The sequence below is a fragment of the Pseudomonas sp. BF-RE-21 genome (assembly GCF_019947305.1).
In the GTDB taxonomy this organism is placed as follows: Bacteria; Pseudomonadota; Gammaproteobacteria; order Pseudomonadales; family Pseudomonadaceae; genus Aquipseudomonas; species Aquipseudomonas migulae.
The window spans coordinates 29,843-49,745 of the sequence record NZ_JAGYGF010000046.1 but is presented as its reverse complement, the minus strand read 5'-3'; the positions used below and the strand labels follow the sequence as shown (position 1 = coordinate 49,745).

Annotated in this window: 18 protein-coding genes; 8 read left to right on the top strand and 10 right to left on the bottom strand. The window is 60.8% G+C overall.

Going from position 1 to position 19,903, the window contains the following annotated elements:
* Nucleotides 1-99: 99 nt before the first annotated feature.
* Nucleotides 100-540, bottom strand: coding sequence for a hotdog fold domain-containing protein (locus tag KGB25_RS23500; RefSeq protein ID WP_008034574.1), 441 nt, complete (start codon nucleotides 538-540; stop codon nucleotides 100-102).
* A 162-nt stretch (nucleotides 541-702) separates the two neighbouring features.
* Here KGB25_RS23500 and KGB25_RS23495 point away from each other — a divergent pair, with 162 nt between their 5' ends.
* The gene (locus KGB25_RS23495; RefSeq protein WP_223436901.1) at nucleotides 703-1,320 is read left to right on the top strand and encodes a TetR/AcrR family transcriptional regulator; all 618 of its coding nucleotides are present in this window, start codon (nucleotides 703-705) and stop codon (nucleotides 1,318-1,320) included.
* A 1,225-nt stretch (nucleotides 1,321-2,545) separates the two neighbouring features.
* Here the strand turns inward: KGB25_RS23495 and KGB25_RS23490 are convergent.
* Complete coding sequence (locus tag KGB25_RS23490) at nucleotides 2,546-3,661, bottom strand: P1 family peptidase (RefSeq protein ID WP_223436896.1); 1,116 nt, start codon at nucleotides 3,659-3,661, stop codon at nucleotides 2,546-2,548.
* 167 nt (nucleotides 3,662-3,828) lie between these two features.
* Nucleotides 3,829-4,932, bottom strand: coding sequence for a polyamine ABC transporter substrate-binding protein (locus tag KGB25_RS23485; RefSeq protein ID WP_223436894.1), 1,104 nt, complete (start codon nucleotides 4,930-4,932; stop codon nucleotides 3,829-3,831).
* Between the two features lie 111 nt (nucleotides 4,933-5,043).
* Between KGB25_RS23485 and KGB25_RS23480 the strand changes: the two genes are divergently transcribed.
* Entirely contained in the window at nucleotides 5,044-5,817 is a 774-nt protein-coding gene (locus KGB25_RS23480; protein WP_207286512.1) for a helix-turn-helix transcriptional regulator, read from the top strand.
* Nucleotides 5,818-5,934: 117 nt separating this feature from the next.
* Here KGB25_RS23480 and KGB25_RS23475 read toward each other — a convergent pair whose 3' ends face one another.
* Nucleotides 5,935-6,870, bottom strand: a complete 936-nt coding sequence (locus KGB25_RS23475) for a class I SAM-dependent methyltransferase (RefSeq protein WP_192496267.1) — start codon at nucleotides 6,868-6,870, stop codon at nucleotides 5,935-5,937.
* A gap of 187 nt (nucleotides 6,871-7,057) precedes the next feature.
* Between KGB25_RS23475 and KGB25_RS23470 the strand changes: the two genes are divergently transcribed.
* The 6 genes from KGB25_RS23470 (at nucleotide 7,058) to KGB25_RS23445 (ending at nucleotide 12,143) form a co-directional block, all read left to right on the top strand.
* Nucleotides 7,058-7,666, top strand: a complete 609-nt coding sequence (locus KGB25_RS23470; protein WP_223436892.1) for a cytochrome b/b6 domain-containing protein — start codon at nucleotides 7,058-7,060, stop codon at nucleotides 7,664-7,666.
* Nucleotides 7,663-8,442: a molybdopterin-dependent oxidoreductase gene (locus tag KGB25_RS23465; protein ID WP_223436890.1), complete on the top strand. Its 780-nt coding sequence runs from the start codon at nucleotides 7,663-7,665 to the stop codon at nucleotides 8,440-8,442. The genes KGB25_RS23470 and KGB25_RS23465 overlap by 4 nt, the downstream gene beginning before the upstream one ends.
* Before the next feature lie 71 nt (nucleotides 8,443-8,513).
* On the top strand, nucleotides 8,514-8,798 hold the full coding sequence (locus KGB25_RS23460; RefSeq protein ID WP_223436888.1) for a pentapeptide MXKDX repeat protein: 285 nt from the start codon (nucleotides 8,514-8,516) through the stop codon (nucleotides 8,796-8,798).
* A gap of 357 nt (nucleotides 8,799-9,155) precedes the next feature.
* Nucleotides 9,156-9,668 carry a formaldehyde-activating enzyme gene (gene fae, locus KGB25_RS23455; RefSeq protein ID WP_008043405.1) on the top strand — a complete coding sequence of 171 codons (513 nt, stop codon included), beginning with the start codon at nucleotides 9,156-9,158 and terminating at the stop codon, nucleotides 9,666-9,668.
* A 10-nt stretch (nucleotides 9,669-9,678) separates the two neighbouring features.
* Nucleotides 9,679-10,713 carry an aldo/keto reductase gene (locus KGB25_RS23450; protein WP_008043408.1) on the top strand — a complete coding sequence of 345 codons (1,035 nt, stop codon included), beginning with the start codon at nucleotides 9,679-9,681 and terminating at the stop codon, nucleotides 10,711-10,713.
* Entirely contained in the window at nucleotides 10,710-12,143 is a 1,434-nt protein-coding gene (locus tag KGB25_RS23445; protein WP_223436886.1) for an NAD-dependent succinate-semialdehyde dehydrogenase, read from the top strand. Before KGB25_RS23450 ends, KGB25_RS23445 begins: the two co-directional genes overlap by 4 nt.
* Before the next feature lie 114 nt (nucleotides 12,144-12,257).
* Here the strand turns inward: KGB25_RS23445 and KGB25_RS23440 are convergent, their stop codons facing one another.
* From KGB25_RS23440 to KGB25_RS23415, 6 genes are all read right to left on the bottom strand, one after another.
* Nucleotides 12,258-13,133: a LysR substrate-binding domain-containing protein gene (locus KGB25_RS23440; protein WP_223436884.1), complete on the bottom strand. Its 876-nt coding sequence runs from the start codon at nucleotides 13,131-13,133 to the stop codon at nucleotides 12,258-12,260.
* 260 nt (nucleotides 13,134-13,393) lie between these two features.
* Complete coding sequence (locus KGB25_RS23435; protein ID WP_207286507.1) at nucleotides 13,394-14,575, bottom strand: hypothetical protein; 1,182 nt, start codon at nucleotides 14,573-14,575, stop codon at nucleotides 13,394-13,396.
* Nucleotides 14,576-14,661: 86 nt separating this feature from the next.
* Nucleotides 14,662-16,308 carry a dipeptide ABC transporter ATP-binding protein gene (locus tag KGB25_RS23430; protein WP_223436882.1) on the bottom strand — a complete coding sequence of 549 codons (1,647 nt, stop codon included), beginning with the start codon at nucleotides 16,306-16,308 and terminating at the stop codon, nucleotides 14,662-14,664.
* Nucleotides 16,309-16,310: 2 nt separating this feature from the next.
* Complete coding sequence (locus KGB25_RS23425; protein WP_008043419.1) at nucleotides 16,311-17,147, bottom strand: ABC transporter permease; 837 nt, start codon at nucleotides 17,145-17,147, stop codon at nucleotides 16,311-16,313.
* Complete coding sequence (locus tag KGB25_RS23420; protein ID WP_223436880.1) at nucleotides 17,144-18,097, bottom strand: ABC transporter permease; 954 nt, start codon at nucleotides 18,095-18,097, stop codon at nucleotides 17,144-17,146. The genes KGB25_RS23425 and KGB25_RS23420 overlap by 4 nt, the downstream gene beginning before the upstream one ends.
* A 76-nt stretch (nucleotides 18,098-18,173) precedes the next feature.
* Nucleotides 18,174-19,817 (bottom strand): ABC transporter substrate-binding protein, encoded by a 1,644-nt coding sequence (locus tag KGB25_RS23415; protein ID WP_207286505.1) that lies wholly within the window; start codon nucleotides 19,815-19,817, stop codon nucleotides 18,174-18,176.
* Nucleotides 19,818-19,903 lie beyond the last annotated feature (86 nt).

Sequence of the window (19,903 nt, the reverse complement as noted above, 5' to 3'; positions counted from 1 at the left end):
AGATGAAGTTGACTGATACTCCCTCTTCGTCGGAACGCCGCCCGGAGCAAGCCCGCTCCCACAGTTGTTTTGCGTCCACTCAGGCAAATCGGTCAGCGTTTAAGAAAGCTTCACGTTCATGGTGATCCGCGCCGTGAACACCTTCTTCCCCTCGACGTCGTGAATGTCCACCGGCACGAGCTTGTCGCCTTCCGTGGTCCAGTCCACGGAACCCCCATCGGCCACCGCCGTCACGTCGGTTTTTGCCTTCGCCAGGTACTCCACCGTCATGCCTTTTGGAATCCAGCGTGCGCCTTCGGGAATCGACACGTCGGTCATCATTCCCGCCGCCAATTCAGCCGCATTGCACATCGCGATCGCGTGCACGGTGCCCAAGTGGTTGGTGATTTCCTTGGCGAACGGCACCTGCACCGTCGCGCAGCCTTTGCGTAACTCCGTGACCAGCGGGTTGATGGTGCTGAAGTAGGGCGCAACCTGACAGGCCATTTTGCTGAATGCTTGCGGGCCCACGCTGTTGAACATGCTGAGAAACTGACTCATTTGAAACCTCGCTGAGGGGCTTAAAACAGAATGGTGTTCCGTTACAGAATATTGTTCTGTAACGGAACAGTATTCTGTCGGCGGGAAATCTGTCAACCTGTCGCCACGTGTCCGATGGCAGTCATCTGCCTTCACCATCGATTTTTTGGGACTGTGTTGAGCATGGAAACGTCAGATTTACTCGAGCGCTGCTACCCCGGAAGACGCGCCGAACTCAAGCGCGATATTTTTCGAAAGGCCCTCGCCCTGTTCAACGAGCAGGGGATCGAGGCCACGACCATTGAAATGATCCGCGCCGAATGCGACACCAGCGTGGGCGCGATTTATCACCACTTCGGGAACAAGGAAGGGTTGGTGTCCGCGCTGTTTTTCACCGCTCTGGATGATCAGGCCAGGCTGCGCGACAGCTATTTGAGCGAGGCGAAAACCACGCAAGAGGGCGTGCATGCGCTGGTGCACAGTTACGTGGATTGGGTCGACAGCCAACCCGAATGGGCGCGTTTCCAGTACCACGCGCGATTTGCTGTTACCAAGGGGCCTTTGAAGGACGAACTGGCTACCCGTAACAAGATGCGCAACAAGCAATTGCTGGAATGGCTGTCGGATTCGGCCAGAGGCGATGAGTTGAAAGGTTTTCCGGCTGAATTGATGCTGTCTCTGATTATTGGTCAGGCAGACAACTATTGCAGGACGTGGTTGTCGGGTCGGGTGAAGGGCAGTCCGAAGGTGTACAGGGACGAGCTTGCACAGGCGGCGTGGCGGTCGATTTCCGGCGGTTGACCTGCCAAAAGCCTGGCCTGATTGCGCAATGCTGTTCGGAGGGCATGCGCTAACGGGAGGTTTTGAATGGGGGCATATCCGTTGCTGCGGTAACGGCGGCTATTGGTTTCGCCCTTACGGCGAGTCACTTGGAAGAGCCCCAAGTAACCAAGGGCTTTTGCCCCTTTCGTTCGGTGCCTCGCTCCGGTCCTGCTCCGTGGGCCCGCCGCGATCGGCCATCCCTGGCCGTGCGCGGCTAACCCGGCATCCATGCCGGGTTGCCCACTACGCAGAACCTGCGCTCGGCCTCTCGAGGGGGCGCTCAGATCAAAAGCGGAAGGCGAGCTAACGCTCGGCCTGATGAGTGGTGAAAATCAAAAGCGTACACCGATCCCTGTAGGAGCCGGCTTGCCGGCGAAAAACGTCTAGGCGACGCGTTCATTCAGACAGCCCGCGTTATCGTTGACGTCCATCGCCAGCAAGCTGGCTCCTACAATTTTGAATCGTGTGAACCCAATCCTCGTGTAGGAGCCGGCTTGCTGGCGATAGCGGTGGGTCAGTCGCGCATTTATCGCCTGAAAGGACGCCATCGCCAGCAAGCCGGCTCCTACAGGAGATTGGTGTACATGTCCGGAATGAGTGAACGCAGCAGTGAAGGAGAACGCGTACGCAAAATGAGCCAGGTCGGCTTTCAGGCCGCCTCGGCGGCTGTGGCGGTAGTCGCCCCCTCGAGAGGCCGAGTGGAGGTTCTGCGTAGTGGGCAACCCGGCAAGGATGCCGGGTTAGCCGCCCCCGGCCATGGATGGCCGATGGCGGCGGGCCCACGGAGCAGGACCGGAGCGAGGGTATGCCGAGCCACAGCGAGGCACCGAACGAAAGGGGCAAAAGCGCTTTGGTTACTTTCGCGCTTTTCGAAAGTGACTCGCTGTAAAAGCGAAACCAATAGCAGCATCACCGCAGCAACGGATATGCCCCCCACCCAATCCAAAAAAATCACAATTGAACAGCATTACTACGTTCAGATACCGGGCTTTTTCTGGGTCTGTCACCCATGCAAAAAAAAAAGAGCCTCAAGGCTCTTTGATGGGGAAAAAGTAGAGCCCTTGAGGCTCAAGATGCACGTGAAACAGGCGGTGAGCTTGGTAGGGGTTCAGATCACTCACCACCTACGCAACCGCTCGAGTTGAGCAAACAAACGGCTGCGTAGAATCATCGTAGGAAGATGGAGTTTGGCACTCAAGTACCGCTAGTCGCGTCCCGGCCAGCCCGCACGACGCAAGGCGTTGAGCAGTGTTTCGGCGTCCAGCCCCGGCACCGTATGGCCATTGCCCTCGGCGGTGTCGCAGGCCAGCAGGGCGTTGATGATTGCTTCTTCCACGGCTTCGGTAGCGGCAAGGAACAACTCGCTGATGTGGTCGTTGTTGACCATGCTCAGGCTCTCGGTTGTCGGCGACTTCTTGCTCTCATAAGCAGCCGGTGGCACATCGTTACCGGTCGCAAAGGCAATGAAGATATCGCCGCTGTGGTCTTCGTTACCGCCACCGGTCCGCGCCAGACCGAGGCTGGCGCGCTGGGCGAGGCGGGTGCATTGATGTGGCAGCAACGGTGCATCGGTGGCCAGGCACACCACAATCGAACCCATGCCCGGATGCGGCAGCGATGCCTTGAGGAATGGTGAGTCAGCCTTTTCCATATAGCGCCCGACCGGGTAACCGTCGACGCGTAATTCGTTGCGGATGCCGTGGTTGGCCTGGACGATGGCGCCCACTGTCCAACCACCCTGACCGGCGTTCAAACGTCGCGAAGCGGTGCCGATGCCACCTTTGAATTCGTGACAGATCATGCCGCTGCCGCCACCCACCGCACCTTCTTTCACCGGCCCGCTTGTCGCCGTGCGCAGGGCTTGGGCCACGTGCTCGGGTTTGACGTGGAAACCGTTGATGTCGTTGAGCAAGCCGTCGAAGGTTTCCAGCACCACCGGCATGTTCCAGTAAAGTCGCCCGTCATCCGGTTGCTGTTCGCGGTCCAGCACAATCAACGCATCGCGCACCACGCCCAGGCTGTGGGTGTTGGTGAAGGCGATCGGGCTGGTGAGCAGACCCGCTTCGCGGATCCATTCCAGACCTGTGGCGTCGCCGTTGCCGTTGAGCACATGGACGCCGGCAAAACACGGTTGCTGGCTGGTGGAACCGGCACGCGGCTCGATCACGGTGACGCCGGTCAGGATGTCGCGACCGTTGGCGGTGCGGCCTCGCACATCGCTGTGGCCGACCCGCACGCCGGGCACATCGGTGATGGCATTGAGCGGGCCGGGTTGCAGTTGGCCGAACTGGAGGTTCAGGTCGCGGGCACGTGGTTTCATTGTTTCTCTCATCTTCAATTCGTGGCAGAAAAAATCGTTGGGCCAAACGCAATCCCTGTGGGAGTGAGACCGGCTTGCCGGCGATGGCGGTGTGTCAGTCGACATCTTCATTGCCTGACACACCGCCATCGCGAGCAGGCTCGCTCCCACAGGTTTTTTGCGGTGGATTACTGACCGTTTTTGACCTTGCTCCAGATCCGCGTACGCACGCGTTCGGTAGCCGGCGGCAGCGGCTGGAGGGTGAATAACGTGGCCAAGGCTTGCGCGGACGGGTACACCGCCGGGTTATTGCGAGTCGCTTCGGCCACCAGCGACGTGGCGCTACGGTTGCCGTTGGGGTAGTTGAGGTGATCACTGACCGGGGCAATCACTTCAGGGCGCATCAGGTAGTCGATGAAGGCCAGACCCTGCTGCGGGTGCGGTGCGTCCTTGAGCAACACGAGGGTGTCGAACCACACCGGCGCGCCTTCCTTCGGCAGGTTGTAGGCGATCTTCACGCCATTGTTGGCCTGCTCGGCGTTGGTCTTGGCTTCCAGCATCGCGCCGGACCAACCCACCGCGACGCAGATGTTGCCGTTGGCCAGGTCGCTGATGAATTTCGACGAGTTGAAATAGGCGATGTGCGGACGCAGTTTGAGCAGCAGCGCTTCGGCCTTCTTGTAGTCCTCGGGATTGGTGCTGTTGGGCGGCAGGCCGAGGTAGTGCAGGGCCACCGGTAGCATCTCCGACGGCGAGTCGAGCATGGCCACGCCGCACTGGCCGAGCTTGGCCAGGTTGGCTTCGTTGAACACCAGCTCCCAGGAATCCACCGGTGCCTTGTCGCCCAGCGCGGCGCGGACTTTATCGACGTTGTAGCCGATGCCGTTGGTGCCCCACAGGTACGGCACGGCGTACTGATTGCCCGGATCGTTGTTGGCCAGTTTCGCCAGCAGGTCAGCATCCATGTTTTTGAAGTCTGGCATCTGCGCGTGGGGCAATGGTGCCAGGGCGCCGGCCTTGATCAGGGTCGGCAGGCTGAAGTTGCTGGCCACCACCACGTCGTAGCCGCTGCGGCTGGTGAGCAGTTTGCCTTCCAGTACTTCGGCGCTGTCGAAGGTGTCGTAAACCGGCTCGATCCCGGTGTCGCGCTTGAAGTCGTGCAGGGTGTTGGGACCGATGTAGTCGTACCAGTTGTAAACGTGAACCGTCGGGCTTTCGGCAGCCAACGCCGACAGCGAAACGCACAAACAGGCGCTCAACCCGAGATTGATCTGTGGAAGGCGACGACTCATGATGCGGCACTCCTGGCCTGCTGCAGGCCGGTGATGAACAGGTGCTTGCAGCGTATCGGCAGGCCGGGGACTCACCCATTCCCATCATGGGTTACTCGAAAGGGGTAGAGCGTGGACGCGTTGCTGAAAGAGTTGCCGGTGCACCAGGGCCTGGCGCGGGTGTTTGGCGCGTTGGGCCGGGACGGTTTCTGGCGCGCACTGGTCGACACGCTGCGGTTGCTGGTGCCGCTGGACAACGCATTGGTTGCGGTGATGAGGCCGGGGCGAGTGCCACGCCTGCTGATCGATTTCGACGCCAAGGGCAGCGCCGACGAGCATGAGGAACTGGCCGGTTACAGCGCCGGCATGTACCTGCTCGATCCGTTTTATCAGGCCGCGTGTGCAGGCATTGCCGATGGCTTGCACAGCCTAGAGTCGCTGGCGCCAGACCAGTTTCAGCAGAGCGAGTACTACCTGAGTTACTTCCGCTCGGTGGTGGGCGACGACGAGTTGCAGTTCATGATCAACGTCGAAGATTCCGTGCTCGGTTTGTCACTCGGCCGTTCGACGCGTTTTACCCTGGAAGAGCAGGGTCGTCTGCTTTGTGTGCGTGACTGGGTGCTGGCGGCGATGCGCCGTCACCTGCAATTGATGCCGCCAGAAGGCCCGGTTGCCGAAGCCGTGGCCGGGGATCTGGCGACGTTGCTGGATCGCTTTGATGCGCGTTTGACAGTGCGCGAAATCGAAACGGCGCGCCTGATTCTTCAGGGCTTTTCAAGCAAGGCGATTGCCCAGCAATTGGGGATCTCGCCGGAAACGGTGAAAGTGCATCGGCGCAACGTCTATCACAAGCTCAACGTGAACGGGCATGGGGAGTTGTTTGCGTTGGTGTTGCAGCCGCGTTGACTGGCCAATCAAAGAGATTTGTTGCCTGTCAGGCCCCCATCGCGAGCAGGCTCACTCCCACATTCGATCGCATTCCAATGTGGGAGTGAGCCTGCTCGCGATGGGCGCGGCGCGGTGTTACTGCCGAAACACCAACGCCTTCAACCCGCACTCGACATCCGCATCCGGAAACTCCGGCGGATTCTCCAGCCGTTGCTCGAACCGCAGGCTCGGCGCCTCGCGCATGACGCCATCAATCAGGAAATCCGCGCCAAACGCCGGGTCGTTCATGCAGGCCAGCACCGTGCCCTGTGGCGTGAGCAATTCCGGCAACCGACGCAGCACGCGCTGGTAATCCTTGGTCAAAAGAAAACTGCCTTTCTGGAAGGACGGCGGATCGATGATCACCAGGTCATAAGGGCCTTTACCGATCACCTTGCCCCAGGACTTGAACAGGTCGTGGCCGAGGAAACTCACCTTGCTCATGTCGTGGCCGTTGAGCCGGTGATTGTCGCGGCCACGGTTCAGGGCCGGGCTGGACATGTCCAGGTTGACCACGTGTTCGGCACCGCCCTCGATGGCCGCCACGGAAAAACCGCAGGTGTAGGCAAACAGGTTCAACACGCGCTTGCCCTCGGCATTGGCGCGCACCCAATCGCGGCCGTAACGCATGTCGAGGAACAGCCCGGTGTTCTGCTTGCGGCCCAGGTCTACGCGATAACGCAGGCCGCCCTCGGTGATGGTCATGTCATCGATGACTTCCCCGACCAGCCATTCGGTGGTGCTTTGCAGCAGGTAGCGATGTTGCAGCGCCAACGTATGCGCGCCGGATGTCGCCCACGCCGGCGATTGAGTGAGCGCCATCAACCCCTGTTTCAGCGCTTCCAGCTGTGCCGCTTCCGGTTCCTTGAACAGCGACACGAGCACCACGCCTTGCAGCCAGTCGACGGTCAATTGCTCCAGCCCCGGCCAGCACCGTCCGCGACCGTGGAACAGTCGGCGGGTTTCTGCGGGTGCCGCGGCCAGGGCGGTCAGCAGATGGTCGTGGAGGGTGGTGAGCGCGTCTGAGTTCATCGGGCGGTGTCGGTCATTTGAGGGGGCGGCATTTTAACCACAAATGCACACCTTAGGCTGACAACACAAAACACTGTGGGAGCGGGGGGTAGTTATCACGGTTAATTTAACTTTACGTGAGGATTTGGCGATCTGTCGGCTCCCATACTCGGCTCCAACGAATAACAACAACCGCCGGGAGCCGATCATGTCGCCGATACCTGCTTCATCCCATCCGCGCTGGCTGCGCCTGACCCATTGGCTGAACGCCCTGGCGGTGCTGGTCATGGTCACCAGCGGTTGGCGCATCTACAACGCATCGCCGCTCTACGACTTCAGTTTTCCCAAGGGCATCACGCTGGGCGGCTGGCTCGGCGGGGCGTTGCAATGGCATTTCGCGGCGATGTGGTTTCTCGCGATCAACGGCCTTGTCTACCTGATTATCAACCTCGCCAGCGGTCGTCTCTCTCGACGCTTTTTCCCGGTGTCGCCCAAAGGTGTTCTGCAGGACCTGTGGGCCGCATTGCGCGGGCGGCTGGGGCATGCCGACCTGAGTCATTACAACCAGGTGCAACGGCTGGCTTACCTGTTTGTGATGCTCGATATCACGCTGCTGGTGGTCTCCGGGCTGGTGTTGTGGAAGTCCGTCCAGTTTCCGCTGTTGCGTGAATTACTCGGCGGTTATGAAGCAGCGCGGCATGTGCATTTCATCGCAATGGCGCTGTTGGTGGCGTTTGTCGCGGTGCATCTGGTGATGGTCGCGCTCGTTCCCAAAACGCTGCTGGCCATGATTGTCGGTCGCAAGGAGCCCGTATGAAAAAGCCCATCGAAGGTCTGGATGAGTCATCCATCCTCAAAGACGCCCGGAAAATCATTGCGCCACAGATCGAAGACCGCTCCCGCCGTTCGTTCCTGATGCGTGGGCTGACCCTCGGCGGCGTAGCCATGTTGTCGGGCTGCAACCTGACCGACAACGAAAGCGTCGAGACCGCGTTGTCGTCCATGTCGCGCTTCAACGATCGGGTGCAGGGCTGGCTGTTCAATCCCAATGCACTGGCACCGACCTATCCGGCGTCGATGATCACCCGGCCGTTTCCGTTCAATGCGTTTTACGGCATCGACGAGGCACCCATCGTTGAGGAAGAAAGCTATCGACTGGAAGTCACCGGCCTGGTCGCCGACAAGCGCAGCTGGCGCCTCGAAGAGCTGCGCGCGATGGCGCAGAACGAGCAGATCACCCGGCATATCTGCGTCGAAGGCTGGAGCGCGATCGGGCGCTGGGGCGGCGTGCGGTTCAGCGATTTCCTCAAGCGGGTCGGAGCCGACACCGATGCCAAATATGTCGGTTTCAAATGCGCCGACGATTACTACACCAGCATCGACATGGCCACCGCGCTGCACTCACAGACGTTGCTGGCGCTGACCTATGACGGCGCGGTGCTGCCGCGCGAATACGGCTTTCCGATGAAGCTGCGCATGCCCACCAAGCTCGGCTACAAAAACCCCAAACATATTCAGGCGATTTTCGTCAGCAACACCTACAGCGGTGGCTACTGGGAAGACCAGGGCTACAACTGGTTCGGTGGCAGCTGACGGCACCCGCCAACTTCACAGCGCGGCTCACGCTGCGTTCAATCGCAACCTGTGCTTCAAGGAGTTTCATCATGAAAAAGTTGACCACCGTCGTATTGTCCATGTGCCTCGCCGTAGGCGCCGCCAGCGTGTTTGCCGCCGAGACGACAACCAGTGATGGCATGAGCAACGACAGCATGAGCAAGGACTCGATGTCCAAGGACGCCATGAAAAAAGACTCGATGATGAAAAAGGATTCCATGTCCAAGGACGCGATGAAAAAAGATGCCATGTCCAAGGATTCGATGAGCAAGGACGGAATGAAAAAAGACGCGATGTCCAAGGACGCCATGAAAAAGGACGCCATGTCGCAGTAATTCATTACAACGCGATCCCTGTAGGAGCAGAGCTTGCTCGCGAAGACGGAGTGTCAGCCGACATCATCGTTGCCTGATACACCGCTTTCGCGAGCAAGCTCTGCTCCTACAGTGTTGTGCATTGCAGGGTATGACTTTAAGTCATGCCCCCATGACTTTTAATGGTTACAGCCCTACCAACCCCCAGTGTTAAAAAATCGCAAACACAGCTCATCAACAACAAAAAAGAGCGTTTGCACCCATGACTGATTCCCTCCGCCACGTCCTGCGCTCTTCAACCCCCGACCAAAACCACGCGACTTCCTCTGTCTGCGTGCACTTCTGATCATCCAGAAAATCACTGAAGAGTAACGACCCATGAAAGAACTCGACCTGTACATCGGTGAAGGTTTCGAAGGCCCAGGCGTGAACGCCGCGCACATCAACATCCTGATCGGCCCGCGCAACGGCCCGGCAGGGCAGGCGTTTGCCAACAGTCTGGCATCGCCAAGCCAGGGCCATTGCCCGTTCATGGTGATCGCTCAGCCGAACATCCCGGTCAAGCCGATGACCCTTTACGTGAACAAAGCCGCGATCAGCAGTGACCTGCACGGCAACGCCACCTGGGGCGCGTCGCAGGCCGGCATCGCCAAGGCGGTGCTCGAAGCGCTGCTCGACGGCACCTTGCCGCCGGAAGCCGAAGACGAGTGGGCCATCGTCACCGCCAACTGGGTCAACCCGGCCTGCGATGACCTCGATGCGGTGTACCTGAACAACTACAACGCCTGCCGCACGGCGATCCGTGCCGCGCTGACCGGCAAACCGGAAACCGCGCAACTGGCCGATGTGGTCAATCACATCAGCAACCCTTTCTACACGCCAAAAGCCTGAGGTCCGAATCATGCAATACATTCGTTTGGGCAACTCCGGCCTTGAAGTCTCCCGCCTGTGCCTGGGCACCATGAACATGGGCACCCCGGACTGGAAACCGTGGATCTTCGATGAGAAGAAAAGCGAGCCGATCGTCGCGCACGCGCTGGACAACGGGGTGAACTTCATCGACCTCGCGGACTTCTATTCCGCCGGTGTCGGCGAGGAAGTAGTGGGGCGCATCGTCAAGCGCCTGGCACGTCGCGAAGACCTGGTGATCACCACCAAAGTCGGCTACGGCACCCGCTCCGGCATCAACGCCAGCGGCCATTCGCGCAAGCACATCATGGACAGCATCGATGCGTCGCTTAAGCGTCTGAACATGGATTATGTCGACGTGTTCATGCTGCATTACTTCGACGTGAACACCCCGGTCGAAGAAACCATGAGCGCGATGAACGACATCGTGCGTTCCGGCAAGGCGCGTTACATCGGCGTGTCGACCATGCTCACCGGGCAGTTGGCGAAAATCCTCATGGCCTGTGAGCGCAACGGTTGGGTCAAACCGATCAACATGCAGCTGCAACTGAACTGCGCCTACCGCGAAGAAGAACGCGAGATGATTCCGTTCTGCCGCGACCAGGGTTTGGGCGTCTCGGTATTCAGCCCGCTGGCCCGTGGCTTGCTGACCGGCGACGCTCAGTCGACCCGCAACCAGACCGACTTCTTCACTCAGCAGATGTACAGCGACGAAGCCTCGTTCGAAATCGCCCATTCGGTACAACGCGTGGCCCGTGCCCGTGGTGTGTCCAACGCACAGATAGCTCAGGCCTGGGTCGCCAACCATCCCGGTGTGGATTGCATGCTGGTCGGCGCTGACACCACCGAGCAGTTCGACAGCGCCCTGGCCGCGCTGGAAACCAGACTCGATGCCGAAGAGCTGCACGAACTGGAACGCAATTACACCCCGTGCGACGTGATCAACGATTACACCGCCGGTAAACGTATCTTGCGTTCGGCCCGTCCGGGTCTTGAACGCTTCAATCTGACCGAGGCTGTGGCATGAGCTCGTTGATCCGTCACGGCAATTTCATCGACGGCCAATGGTCCAGCGGTGGTGCCACTTACCCGGTGCTGAACCCGGCCAATGGCGAGTTGATCACCGACGTACAAAAGGCCGGCGCTGAAGAAACCAACCGCGCCATCGACGCCGCCAACCGTGCGTTGCCGGCCTGGCGCAAGTTGACCGCCAAGGAACGCAGCCAGAAGCTCAAGCGCTGGAGCGAGCTGATGCTGGGTAACCAGAAGGATTTGGCGACGCTGCTCAGCCGCGAACAGGGCAAGCCCCTGGCCGAAGCCATGGGCGAAGTGGTCTACGCCGCAAGCTTTCTGGAGTGGTTTGCCGAAGAAGCCAAGCGCGCTTACGGCGACGTGATCCCGAGCCACAAGGCTGACGCGCGGATCATCGTGGTCAAGGAAGCCATCGGCGTGGTCGCTGCGATCACCCCGTGGAACTTCCCGCTGGCAATGGTCACTCGCAAGGTCGGCCCGGCGCTGGCGGCCGGTTGCACGATGATTCTCAAACCCTCGGAAGAGACGCCGTTGTCGGCCTTCGCCTTGGCGGTGCTGGCCGAGCAGGCGGGCATTCCGGCCGGTGTGTTCAACATCGTTTCCGGTGATGCCGTGGCGATTGGCGGGGCGCTGCAAGCCTCGGGCATCGTGCGCAAACTGTCATTCACCGGCTCCACCCGTACCGGCAAGTTGCTGATGCGTCAGGCGGCGGACACCCTGAAAAAAGTCTCGCTGGAACTGGGCGGCAATGCGCCGTTCATTGTCTTCGACGACGCCGATCTGGACGCCGCCGTCAAAGGCGCGATGGCCTCGAAATTCCGCAACACCGGGCAAACCTGTGTCTGCGTGAACCGCTTCTTCATTCAGGACGGCGTCTACGAAGCCTTCACCGGCAAACTCGCTGAAGCCGTGGCGGCGATGAGGGTCGGCAGTGCGCTGGACGGCGAAACCGAGCAAGGTCCGCTGATCAACGCAGCGGCGCTGGCCAAGGTTGAACTGCACGTCGGCGATGCACTGGAGAAGGGCGCCAAACTGTTGTGCGGCGGCCGTCGCCACGCACTCGGCGGGACGTTTTACCAGCCGACCATCCTCGCCGAAGCCAACAGCGAAATGCTGATTGCCCAGGACGAAACCTTTGGCCCGGTGGCCGCGTGCTTCCGCTTCAAGGACGAAGCCGAAGTGCTGCAAAAAGCCAACGACACGCCGTACGGTTTGTCGGCCTACTTCTACAGCCGCGACATTGGCCGCGTGTGGCGCATGGCCGAAGGCCTGGAAGCCGGCATGGTCGGGATCAACGAAGGGATCATTTCCACGGAAGTGGCGCCATTCGGCGGCATCAAGGAATCGGGCCTTGGTCGCGAGGGATCGAAGTACGGTCTGGAAGACTACCTGGAACTCAAATACCTGCTGATGGGCGGCCTGTAACAGCACGGTGCCCCCCTGTAGGAGCGAGCCTGCTCGCGAAGGTGTGTCAGTCGACATTAATGTTGCTGACACACCTTCGCGAGCAAGCTCGCTCCTACAAGGAAAATTGGTGTTTCAGGGATTGCTGACCACCCCCAGCCACTCCGTAAACAACCGCACTTTCGACAAGCCCTGCTTGTCATTCGCCACATCCAGCCAATAGCCATACGGCCCGATCACTTCCACCGGGGTGATCGGCAACAAACTGCCATTCGCCAATTCCTTCTCGATCATCTGCCGGTCAATCACGGCTAATCCACCACCCGCCAGAGCAGTGTGGATCACCTGATCCAGCGTGCTGAATTCCAGCCCTTGCCCCGCATCGACATCGTCCCGGCCCATTGCCGCCAGCCAGTTCTCCCAAACCTTCAACCGTTTGCCGTCATGCAGGATGTGCAGCAACGGAAACCGCCGCAAGTCCGGCGGTTGGCCGTTGACGAACAACTCCGGGCTGGCCACCGCCATGTGCCGTTCCATCACCAGTAACTGGCTGCTGCAGTGGCTGGCCGCTTCGAGGCCGAAGCGGATGTGGCAGTCGATTTCCGCAAGGTTGTCGTGGCCGCTTTGGTTGGTCACGCTCAGGCTGATGTCCGGGTAGCGTTGGCAAAAGACGCGCAGGTGCGCCGACAACCAGCGCGTGGCCCAGGTCGGCGGTGCGACGATGCGCAGGCGTTGGCGCAGGTTGGGCACGCGCACGGCTTGCAGGGCACGTTCGACGTGGTCGAAGGCGTCGCTCAGTTGCGGGGAGAGGGCGAGGCCGGTTTCGGTCAGGGACAGGCCTTGTGGGGTGCGGATGAACAGCGCCACGCCGAGGTAGTCTTCGAGCTGCTTGATCTGACGACTCACCGCGCCCTGGGTGACGTTCAACCCCAAGGCTGCCTGGCTGAAACTACGATGCCGCGCGACCTCTTCGAAGACGCGCAGCATGTTGAGCGAGGGCAGTTGACGCATGGAAGGAGGGCTCCGCACTGGCCTCGGGTGATGCGTCGGGCCGGTTTGTTGTTTTTGGATGGTTTTGTGGTGCCTATCTGACTATTAGCAAGGGGCTGATGCAAGTGGTGTTTGGGCTGACGCTTTCGCGGGCAAGTCGGATCGCCGCACCGCTCGCTCCTACAGGTTTTGTGTCGTTCGCAAAATTCGGGATCGACACAAAACCTGTAGGAGCGAGGCTTGCCCGCGAAGGCGTCCTCATGGACGCCGAAAATCCCGGATCAGAAGTAATACCCGATGTTCATGTACAGCTGATTCTCCCAATGATCCGTCCCGCCAGCACCCAGACTCTGGGTGTAGCTGCTGCCACCGATGTACGGGTCATTCTTGCCATACAGCCACTCGGTCGCGATCCACAGTTTGCTGAAGGAAAACGAGGTGCCGAGAATCATCCGCTGCGAGGTCTTGAACTCATCGGCGGATTTGTCGAAGGCACTGTAGTTGGCGTACAGCTTCACGCCGCTGACCAGGTCGAACAAGTATTTGCCGCTGACGTCGTAGCTCAGGTCCGCCACGTACAAATTGCCGCGACTGGCGACGTTGTAAGTGCCGTCGTAACCGCCCAGCGTCACCAGTTCATCGGTACCGGCGTTGCGCGGCGACATCTGTTGCCGCGCCGCTTGCAGTTGCACGCCCCACGGACCGTTCTTGCCCAGGTAGTGCACGGCCACGGCGTTGCGTCGGCCGTCGTTGTCGGTGTCCTTGTTTTTCAGGGTCGAGGTCAGGCCAGAGATCCCGACTTCGGATTTCCACGGCCCCAGGTCCAGCGCCTTGGCCACCCGAAGTACGATGGTGTTGCGTTCCTGGTTGTCGCTGCCATCGCTGACGTAGCTGTCCGCTCCGGACACCACGCTGGAATACGTCACGCCTTTGCTGGTGCCTTTGCCTTGCCATGCCGGGCGCAGGTAGTAGCCGGCCTGAACGTTCCAGTCGCCGCTTTGCTGGATGTACTTGGCGCCGATCTGTTGCACGTCTTCCAGGCCGATGACGTTGCCGAGGGTTTCATAGAAGGTGCTGCCGAAGTACGGCTGCAAACCGAACGGCACGGTGTTCAAACCTACCTGCACTTGCTGGTCCGGGTTGAACTTGTAGCCGGCCCACGCGTACTTGGCGAACTGGATGTCGCCGTAGTCCTTGGTGTACTGGTAAGGGTAGGAGCGTCCGTAGAAACGGTACTGCGCCTCACCAATCCAGGTGTCGGAGTTGTACTTGGCGCTGAGGAACACGGTGTCCAGGCCGAATTTCTGAATGTCGCGGTCCGGGTCATAGTCCCAACGGGCTCGCACGGCGCCGCCGAGGTCGAGGTTGTCGGTCACTTGAACCGCCATGGCCGGGGCTGCGAGGGCGCCGAGCACTGGAATCAAAGCAATGGAACGGATAGCACGAGGGGTGATTGCGCGCACTGTGATACTCCCGATTTTCTGATTATTGTTGGCAACAGCAACCCATGCCGCAGCGAACGCTGCGACCTGGGGAAAGGGTTATGGGCTTAGTTGGCTTGAGGCCGGATCAGCCTCAACGCGGGCTCCGCGACAGGCACCACCGGTATCGCCGAAGCGCCGGGGGCCGCCGCCAGCAAGGTCTGGGTGTAGGTGTTTTGCGGGCGCAGCAACACCTGTTCCGCCGTGCCGTATTCCACCACTTCGCCCTGGCGCATCACCGCGATGTAGTCACTGATCTGCGCCGCCACGCGCAGGTCGTGGGTGATGAACAAAATGCTCAGGTTCAGTCGCTGTTGCAGCTCGGCGAGCAACTCCAGCACCTGTTTCTGTACCGAGACATCGAGCGCCGAGACGCTTTCATCGGCGATCAACACTTCCGGGCGCATCGCCAGTGCCCTGGCAATGCCGATGCGTTGACGCTGACCTCCGGAAAACTGCCGGGGCTTGCGCTTGAGCGCATCACGTTTGAGCCCGACCTGCTCCAGCAAGTCGCCAGCCTCGGTCCACGCATCCTTGGCCGACAACCCGCGCAGTTGCGCGGCGCGGGCAATGATGTCGCCGACCCGATGGCGCGGATTGAGTGAGCCGTACGGGTCCTGGAAAATCATCTGGATGCGCCGCCGGTTGGCCGCCAGTGCCGAGCCGCGCAAGGCGAGGAAATCCGTGTCGCCGACCCACACGTGGCCGCTGTCGCTGTCCACCAGGCGAATCGCCGCTTTGACCAACGTGCTCTTGCCCGAACCGGACTCGCCGACGATGGCCAGGGTCTTGCCCCGTGGTAGTTGCAGGGAGACATCCCTGAGCGCCGCCACCGAGCAGCCGCCGACGTTGTAGGTTTTGTTCAGGTGCTCGATGCGCAGCGCCAGTTCACCGTCGGCGCTGGGCACGTGCAGTTCCGGGTGCAGGGCCGGCACGGCGGCGATCAGTTTGCGGGTGTAAGGGTGCGCCGGGGCGTTGAGCACCTGATCGCGCTCACCGATTTCCACCAGGCGGCCACCTTCCATCACTGCGATGCGGTCGGCGATTTCCGCGACCACGCCGAAATCGTGGGTGATGAACAGGATGCCGTGCTGGCCCCGCCCGCGCAGTTCACGCACCAGTTTCAGGACTTGCGCCTGGGTGGTGACGTCGAGGGCTGTGGTCGGTTCGTCGGCGATCAACAGGTCGGGGTTCATGGCCAGGGCCATGGCAATCACCACCCGCTGGCATTGGCCGCCGGAGAGTTGATGGGGAAAGCTGTTGGCGATCCGTGGCGGGTCCGGCAAGTGGGTGGAGTCGAGCAGCGCGAGCATACGTTCGCGGCGCTCGGCGGCGGGCATCTGCGGGGCGTGGATGTCGAAGATCTCCTCGACTTGCTGGCCGATACGGATCGCCGGATTCAACGCGGCCATGGGCTCCTGGAAGATCATCGCGATGCGATTACCGCGCAACTGACGCAGGGCGTTTTCTTCCATGCGGCAGATGTCATCGCCGAGAAAATCGATCACGCCTTCGCTGTGGCGCAGGCCTTTGGCGTAGTCGCCCATGATCGCCGCAGAAAGCACCGATTTACCGGAGCCGGACTCGCCGATCACACAAAGGATTTCGCCCTTGCGCACATCCAGGCTGATGCCTTGCACGGCGTGGCTGCGGTCGGCGCCGGCCGGCAATTCAATGGAGAGATTCTCCACCTTCAAGACTTGTTGTTGATTCATGCTCAGCTCCTTGCGCCTTTCTGGGCGTGTTCGTCCAGACCGTCCGCCAACAGGCTCAGGCCCAGCATCAGGGTGGAGATGGCAATGCACGGGAAGATCACCAGGTGCGGAAACGCGATGGCCATGCTGCGGCCTTCGTTGATCATGCCGCCCCAGTCCGGGGTCGGTGGTGGCAGGCCGAGGCCGAGGAAACCGAGGGCGCCGATCATGATCGCGGTGTAGCCGATACGCAGGCAGAAATCGACGATCAGCGGGCCGCCGCAGTTGGGCAGGATTTCCACCAGCATGATGCGCAACGAACCTTCACCCTGGGTGATCGCGCTGAGCACGTAATCCCGGGAGCGGATGTCGATGGTCAGGGCGCGCATGATCCGGAAGATCGCCGGGGCGCTGGTGAAGGTCACCGCAATCAGAATGTTCAGCGCCGAAGCGCCGAGGGCGATGATGATCACGATGTACAACACCAGCACCGGGAACGACAGCACGGTGTCGGCGACGTACGACAGAAAGGCATCGACCTTGCCGTTGAAGTAACCGGCGCACAGGCCCATGGCAATGCCCACGGCAAACGCGGTCAGCGTTGCCAGGATCGACCAGAACAACACGGTGCGCGTGCCCCAGACCAGCCGCGAAAGAATGTCCCGGCCAATCATGTCGGTGCCCAGCAGAAAACTCTGGCCATTGCCGTCGGCGCTCATCGGCGTGAGCAACGGGCTGAAACTTTCCAGCGGGTCATGGGGGGCCAGCCAGGGTGCAAACGTGGCGGTCAGCACCCAGCCGCCCACCAGCAGCAAACCGAGCAAGGCCAAGGGATGTTTGAACGATTGCAGGAAGCTCATTGGCCACCTCCGCCAAGACTGCGCAAGGTGATGCGCGGGTTGAGCCAGGTGTAGGCCAGGTCGGAAAAGATTTTCGTCGCGCCGACTACTGCGCCGCTGATCATCGCGCAGGCTTCGATCAGGTAAACGTCGTGGTTCAGCGAAGCGGTGTACAGCAACGAGCCGAAGCCTTTGTAGGCGAAGAACACTTCGACCACGATCACGTTCGACAGCAACCACGGGATGTACAGCATGATCACCGTGATCGGGGCGATGAGGACGTTGCGCAAGGCATGGCGCAGCACGATGCGCGAGGTCGATGCGCCTTTGAGGCGAGCGGTGCGGATGTACGGCGCCTGCATGACTTCAACCATCGATGCGCGGGTGATGCGGGCCAGGTAGCCGATGCCGAACAGGCACAACACCATCAGCGGCAAGGCCAGCTCGGCGCCGTTGAAGCCATCACTCATGCTGCTCACGCCTGGCAGCCAGTTGAGCCAGAACACGAAGATCGCGGAGACGAACACGGCACTGGCGAAGTCCGGAATCGAGGTGGTGACGATCGACAGGAACGACACGAGGCGGTCTATCGCCGAACCCTGGCGAATGCCGGCCAGAATGCCCAGGGTCAGGGCCACCGGCACCATCACCAACAGGGCCAGCCCGGCGAGGATCAATGTTTGCCCGAGGTTGGGCAGTAGCAGGTTGATCACCGGTTCGCGAAAGTGCACCGAGGTGCCCCAGTCGCCACTGACGAAATCTTTCAGCCACACCAGGTAACGCCACAGGAACGGTTGGTTGTAGCCATGTTCCACCAGCCACGCGGCGCGCTGGTCGGCGGCGGAGTAGGGGCCGAGGACGTTGATGGCGACGTCTTCGATGTTCAGTTCTAGGGCGACAAACACGATCAGCGACACCGACAACAGGGTCGCGACCAGCGCCATCAATTTGCGTAACAGAAATTCAGCCATGCTTGCAGGCTCCGGCTAATCAAGGGATGCCGGCCCGCCGCACCGGTTGGTGGGCGGGCACGTTTGGGGCTGCGCGTCAGGCGCTCAGCCAGACTTCATCCATTGGGTAGAAGTCCGAAGGGTGAACCTGGAAACCCTGGACCTTCTTGCTGGTGGCGGTGAACTTGTCACCCCAGAACGGCTGCACCATCACCGCGGCGTCCTGCAGGATGCGCTCGACATCCTGCATCGCCAGGGCCCGTTGTTTCGGATCGATGATGCCCATGGCCTTGTCCAGCGCGGCGTCGAAGGCCGGGTCGCTGTAGTGGCTTTCGTTCCAGGCCGCACCGCTGCGGTAGGCCAGTTCCAGCGACATCACGCCCAGCGGGCGATGCGCCCAATAGGTCAGGCTGAACGCCGCCTTGTCCCAGATCGGCCAGTATTGGGTGGCCGGAATGACTTTCAGGTTGATGCGGATGCCGGCCTCCAGGCAGTTCTGCTGCAGGATCTGCGCGCAGTCCTGTTCGTAGCGGCCCTGGGTGTTGCCGACAATCAGGTCGATGTCGATGCCATTCGGGTAACCGGCGTCGGCCAGCAGTTTTTTCGCCCCGGCGATATCCCGCTCACGCTTGGGCAGCGGCGCATATTCCGGATGGGAAGGCGCGACGTGGTGGTCTTCGCCCAGCGTGCCCATGCCGCGATAGGCGATTTTCAGCATCTGCGCATTGTCGGCGCAGAGCACCACGGCTTTGCGGATACGCACATCGGTGAACGGCTTCTGGTCGCAGGCCATGCGCATGACCACGGTCTGCGCGGACTTGCAACTGAGCAACTGCGCGCCCGGCAAGCGCTTGGCCAGGTCCAGTTCGGCCACGGTCACGCGGTAAAGCACGTCCACTTGCCCGGCTTGCAGCGCCGCGAGATGGGTGGAAATGTCGGTGCCCATGTCGACGTAGCGCAATTCGTCGAGATTGGCCGGTTTGCGCCAGTAATCTGCGCGTTTGGCGAAGGTGGCTTGCTTGTTCACCGCAAACGACACCAGCTTGAACGGCCCGGTGCCAATCGGGTTTTTCGCCCAGTCATCACCGTTTTTGAAGCTGCGGTGAACCAGGGTGCAGGTGAAGGCGCTGAGCATTTCCGGGATGGCCAGAATCGGCCGCTTGAGCAACAGACGGAACTGGTACGGGCTGACTTTTTCGAAAGCAGCGATGTCCTGGAACGCGGTGCGGTTGACCGACTTGGAGTCGGCGGCGATCCAGCGATGGATGTTGTGTTCGACATCGTCGCTGGTGAACTCGTCGCCGTTGCTCCACTTGACGCCCTGGCGCAGGTTGAAGGTCCAGGTCTTGAGGTCTTCGGACGGGCTCCAGCTCTCGGCCAGGTAGGGGTGGGTGATGTTGTCGGCATCCACCCAGGTCAAGAATTCCAGGGAGTTGCGCAGCAGGTTCGAGGCTTCGATCCAGGTGATCAGCATCGGGTCCTGGATTTCCTGGATGGCGCAGGCAAAACGCAACGTACCGCCCTGGCGTGGCGGGATGGCCTCGGCGGCGTGGGCGGAATTACCGAGCAGGGCGGAACCGAGGAAGGTGCTGGCGCTGGCGACGGTGATGCCGAGGAGGGCGGCGGTGCGCAAGAATTGCCGGCGGTTGATCTCGCCACTTTTGACTTGGGTGCACAGGTCGTTGACTGCTGGATGCGGCAGGGCGCCGTCCAGAGTTGTTAGCTCGTCGAGATGGGGCATGGGGCAGCTCTCATGTTGTTTTTATTTGAGATGGCCGCAGTTTTGTCATCGGCGCAAAGATCGACAAACGATAAATTCAACGCGCA

Excerpts from the sequence above, each read along its gene's own strand:
- KGB25_RS23500 (WP_008034574.1), bottom strand. The coding sequence starts at position 540 with ATGAGTCAGTTTCTCAGCATGTTCAACAGCGTGGGCCCGCAAGCATTC.
- KGB25_RS23495 (WP_223436901.1), top strand. The coding sequence starts at position 703 with ATGGAAACGTCAGATTTACTCGAGCGCTGCTACCCCGGAAGACGCGCC.
- KGB25_RS23490 (WP_223436896.1), bottom strand. The coding sequence starts at position 3,661 with ATGAAACCACGTGCCCGCGACCTGAACCTCCAGTTCGGCCAACTGCAA.
- KGB25_RS23485 (WP_223436894.1), bottom strand. The coding sequence starts at position 4,932 with ATGAGTCGTCGCCTTCCACAGATCAATCTCGGGTTGAGCGCCTGTTTG.
- KGB25_RS23475 (WP_192496267.1), bottom strand. The coding sequence starts at position 6,870 with ATGAACTCAGACGCGCTCACCACCCTCCACGACCATCTGCTGACCGCC.
- KGB25_RS23470 (WP_223436892.1), top strand. The coding sequence starts at position 7,058 with ATGTCGCCGATACCTGCTTCATCCCATCCGCGCTGGCTGCGCCTGACC.
- KGB25_RS23465 (WP_223436890.1), top strand. The coding sequence starts at position 7,663 with ATGAAAAAGCCCATCGAAGGTCTGGATGAGTCATCCATCCTCAAAGAC.
- KGB25_RS23460 (WP_223436888.1), top strand. The coding sequence starts at position 8,514 with ATGAAAAAGTTGACCACCGTCGTATTGTCCATGTGCCTCGCCGTAGGC.
- fae (WP_008043405.1), top strand. The coding sequence starts at position 9,156 with ATGAAAGAACTCGACCTGTACATCGGTGAAGGTTTCGAAGGCCCAGGC.
- KGB25_RS23450 (WP_008043408.1), top strand. The coding sequence starts at position 9,679 with ATGCAATACATTCGTTTGGGCAACTCCGGCCTTGAAGTCTCCCGCCTG.
- KGB25_RS23445 (WP_223436886.1), top strand. The coding sequence starts at position 10,710 with ATGAGCTCGTTGATCCGTCACGGCAATTTCATCGACGGCCAATGGTCC.
- KGB25_RS23440 (WP_223436884.1), bottom strand. The coding sequence starts at position 13,133 with ATGCGTCAACTGCCCTCGCTCAACATGCTGCGCGTCTTCGAAGAGGTC.
- KGB25_RS23430 (WP_223436882.1), bottom strand. The coding sequence starts at position 16,308 with ATGAATCAACAACAAGTCTTGAAGGTGGAGAATCTCTCCATTGAATTG.
- KGB25_RS23425 (WP_008043419.1), bottom strand. The coding sequence starts at position 17,147 with ATGAGCTTCCTGCAATCGTTCAAACATCCCTTGGCCTTGCTCGGTTTG.
- KGB25_RS23420 (WP_223436880.1), bottom strand. The coding sequence starts at position 18,097 with ATGGCTGAATTTCTGTTACGCAAATTGATGGCGCTGGTCGCGACCCTG.
- KGB25_RS23415 (WP_207286505.1), bottom strand. The coding sequence starts at position 19,817 with ATGCCCCATCTCGACGAGCTAACAACTCTGGACGGCGCCCTGCCGCAT.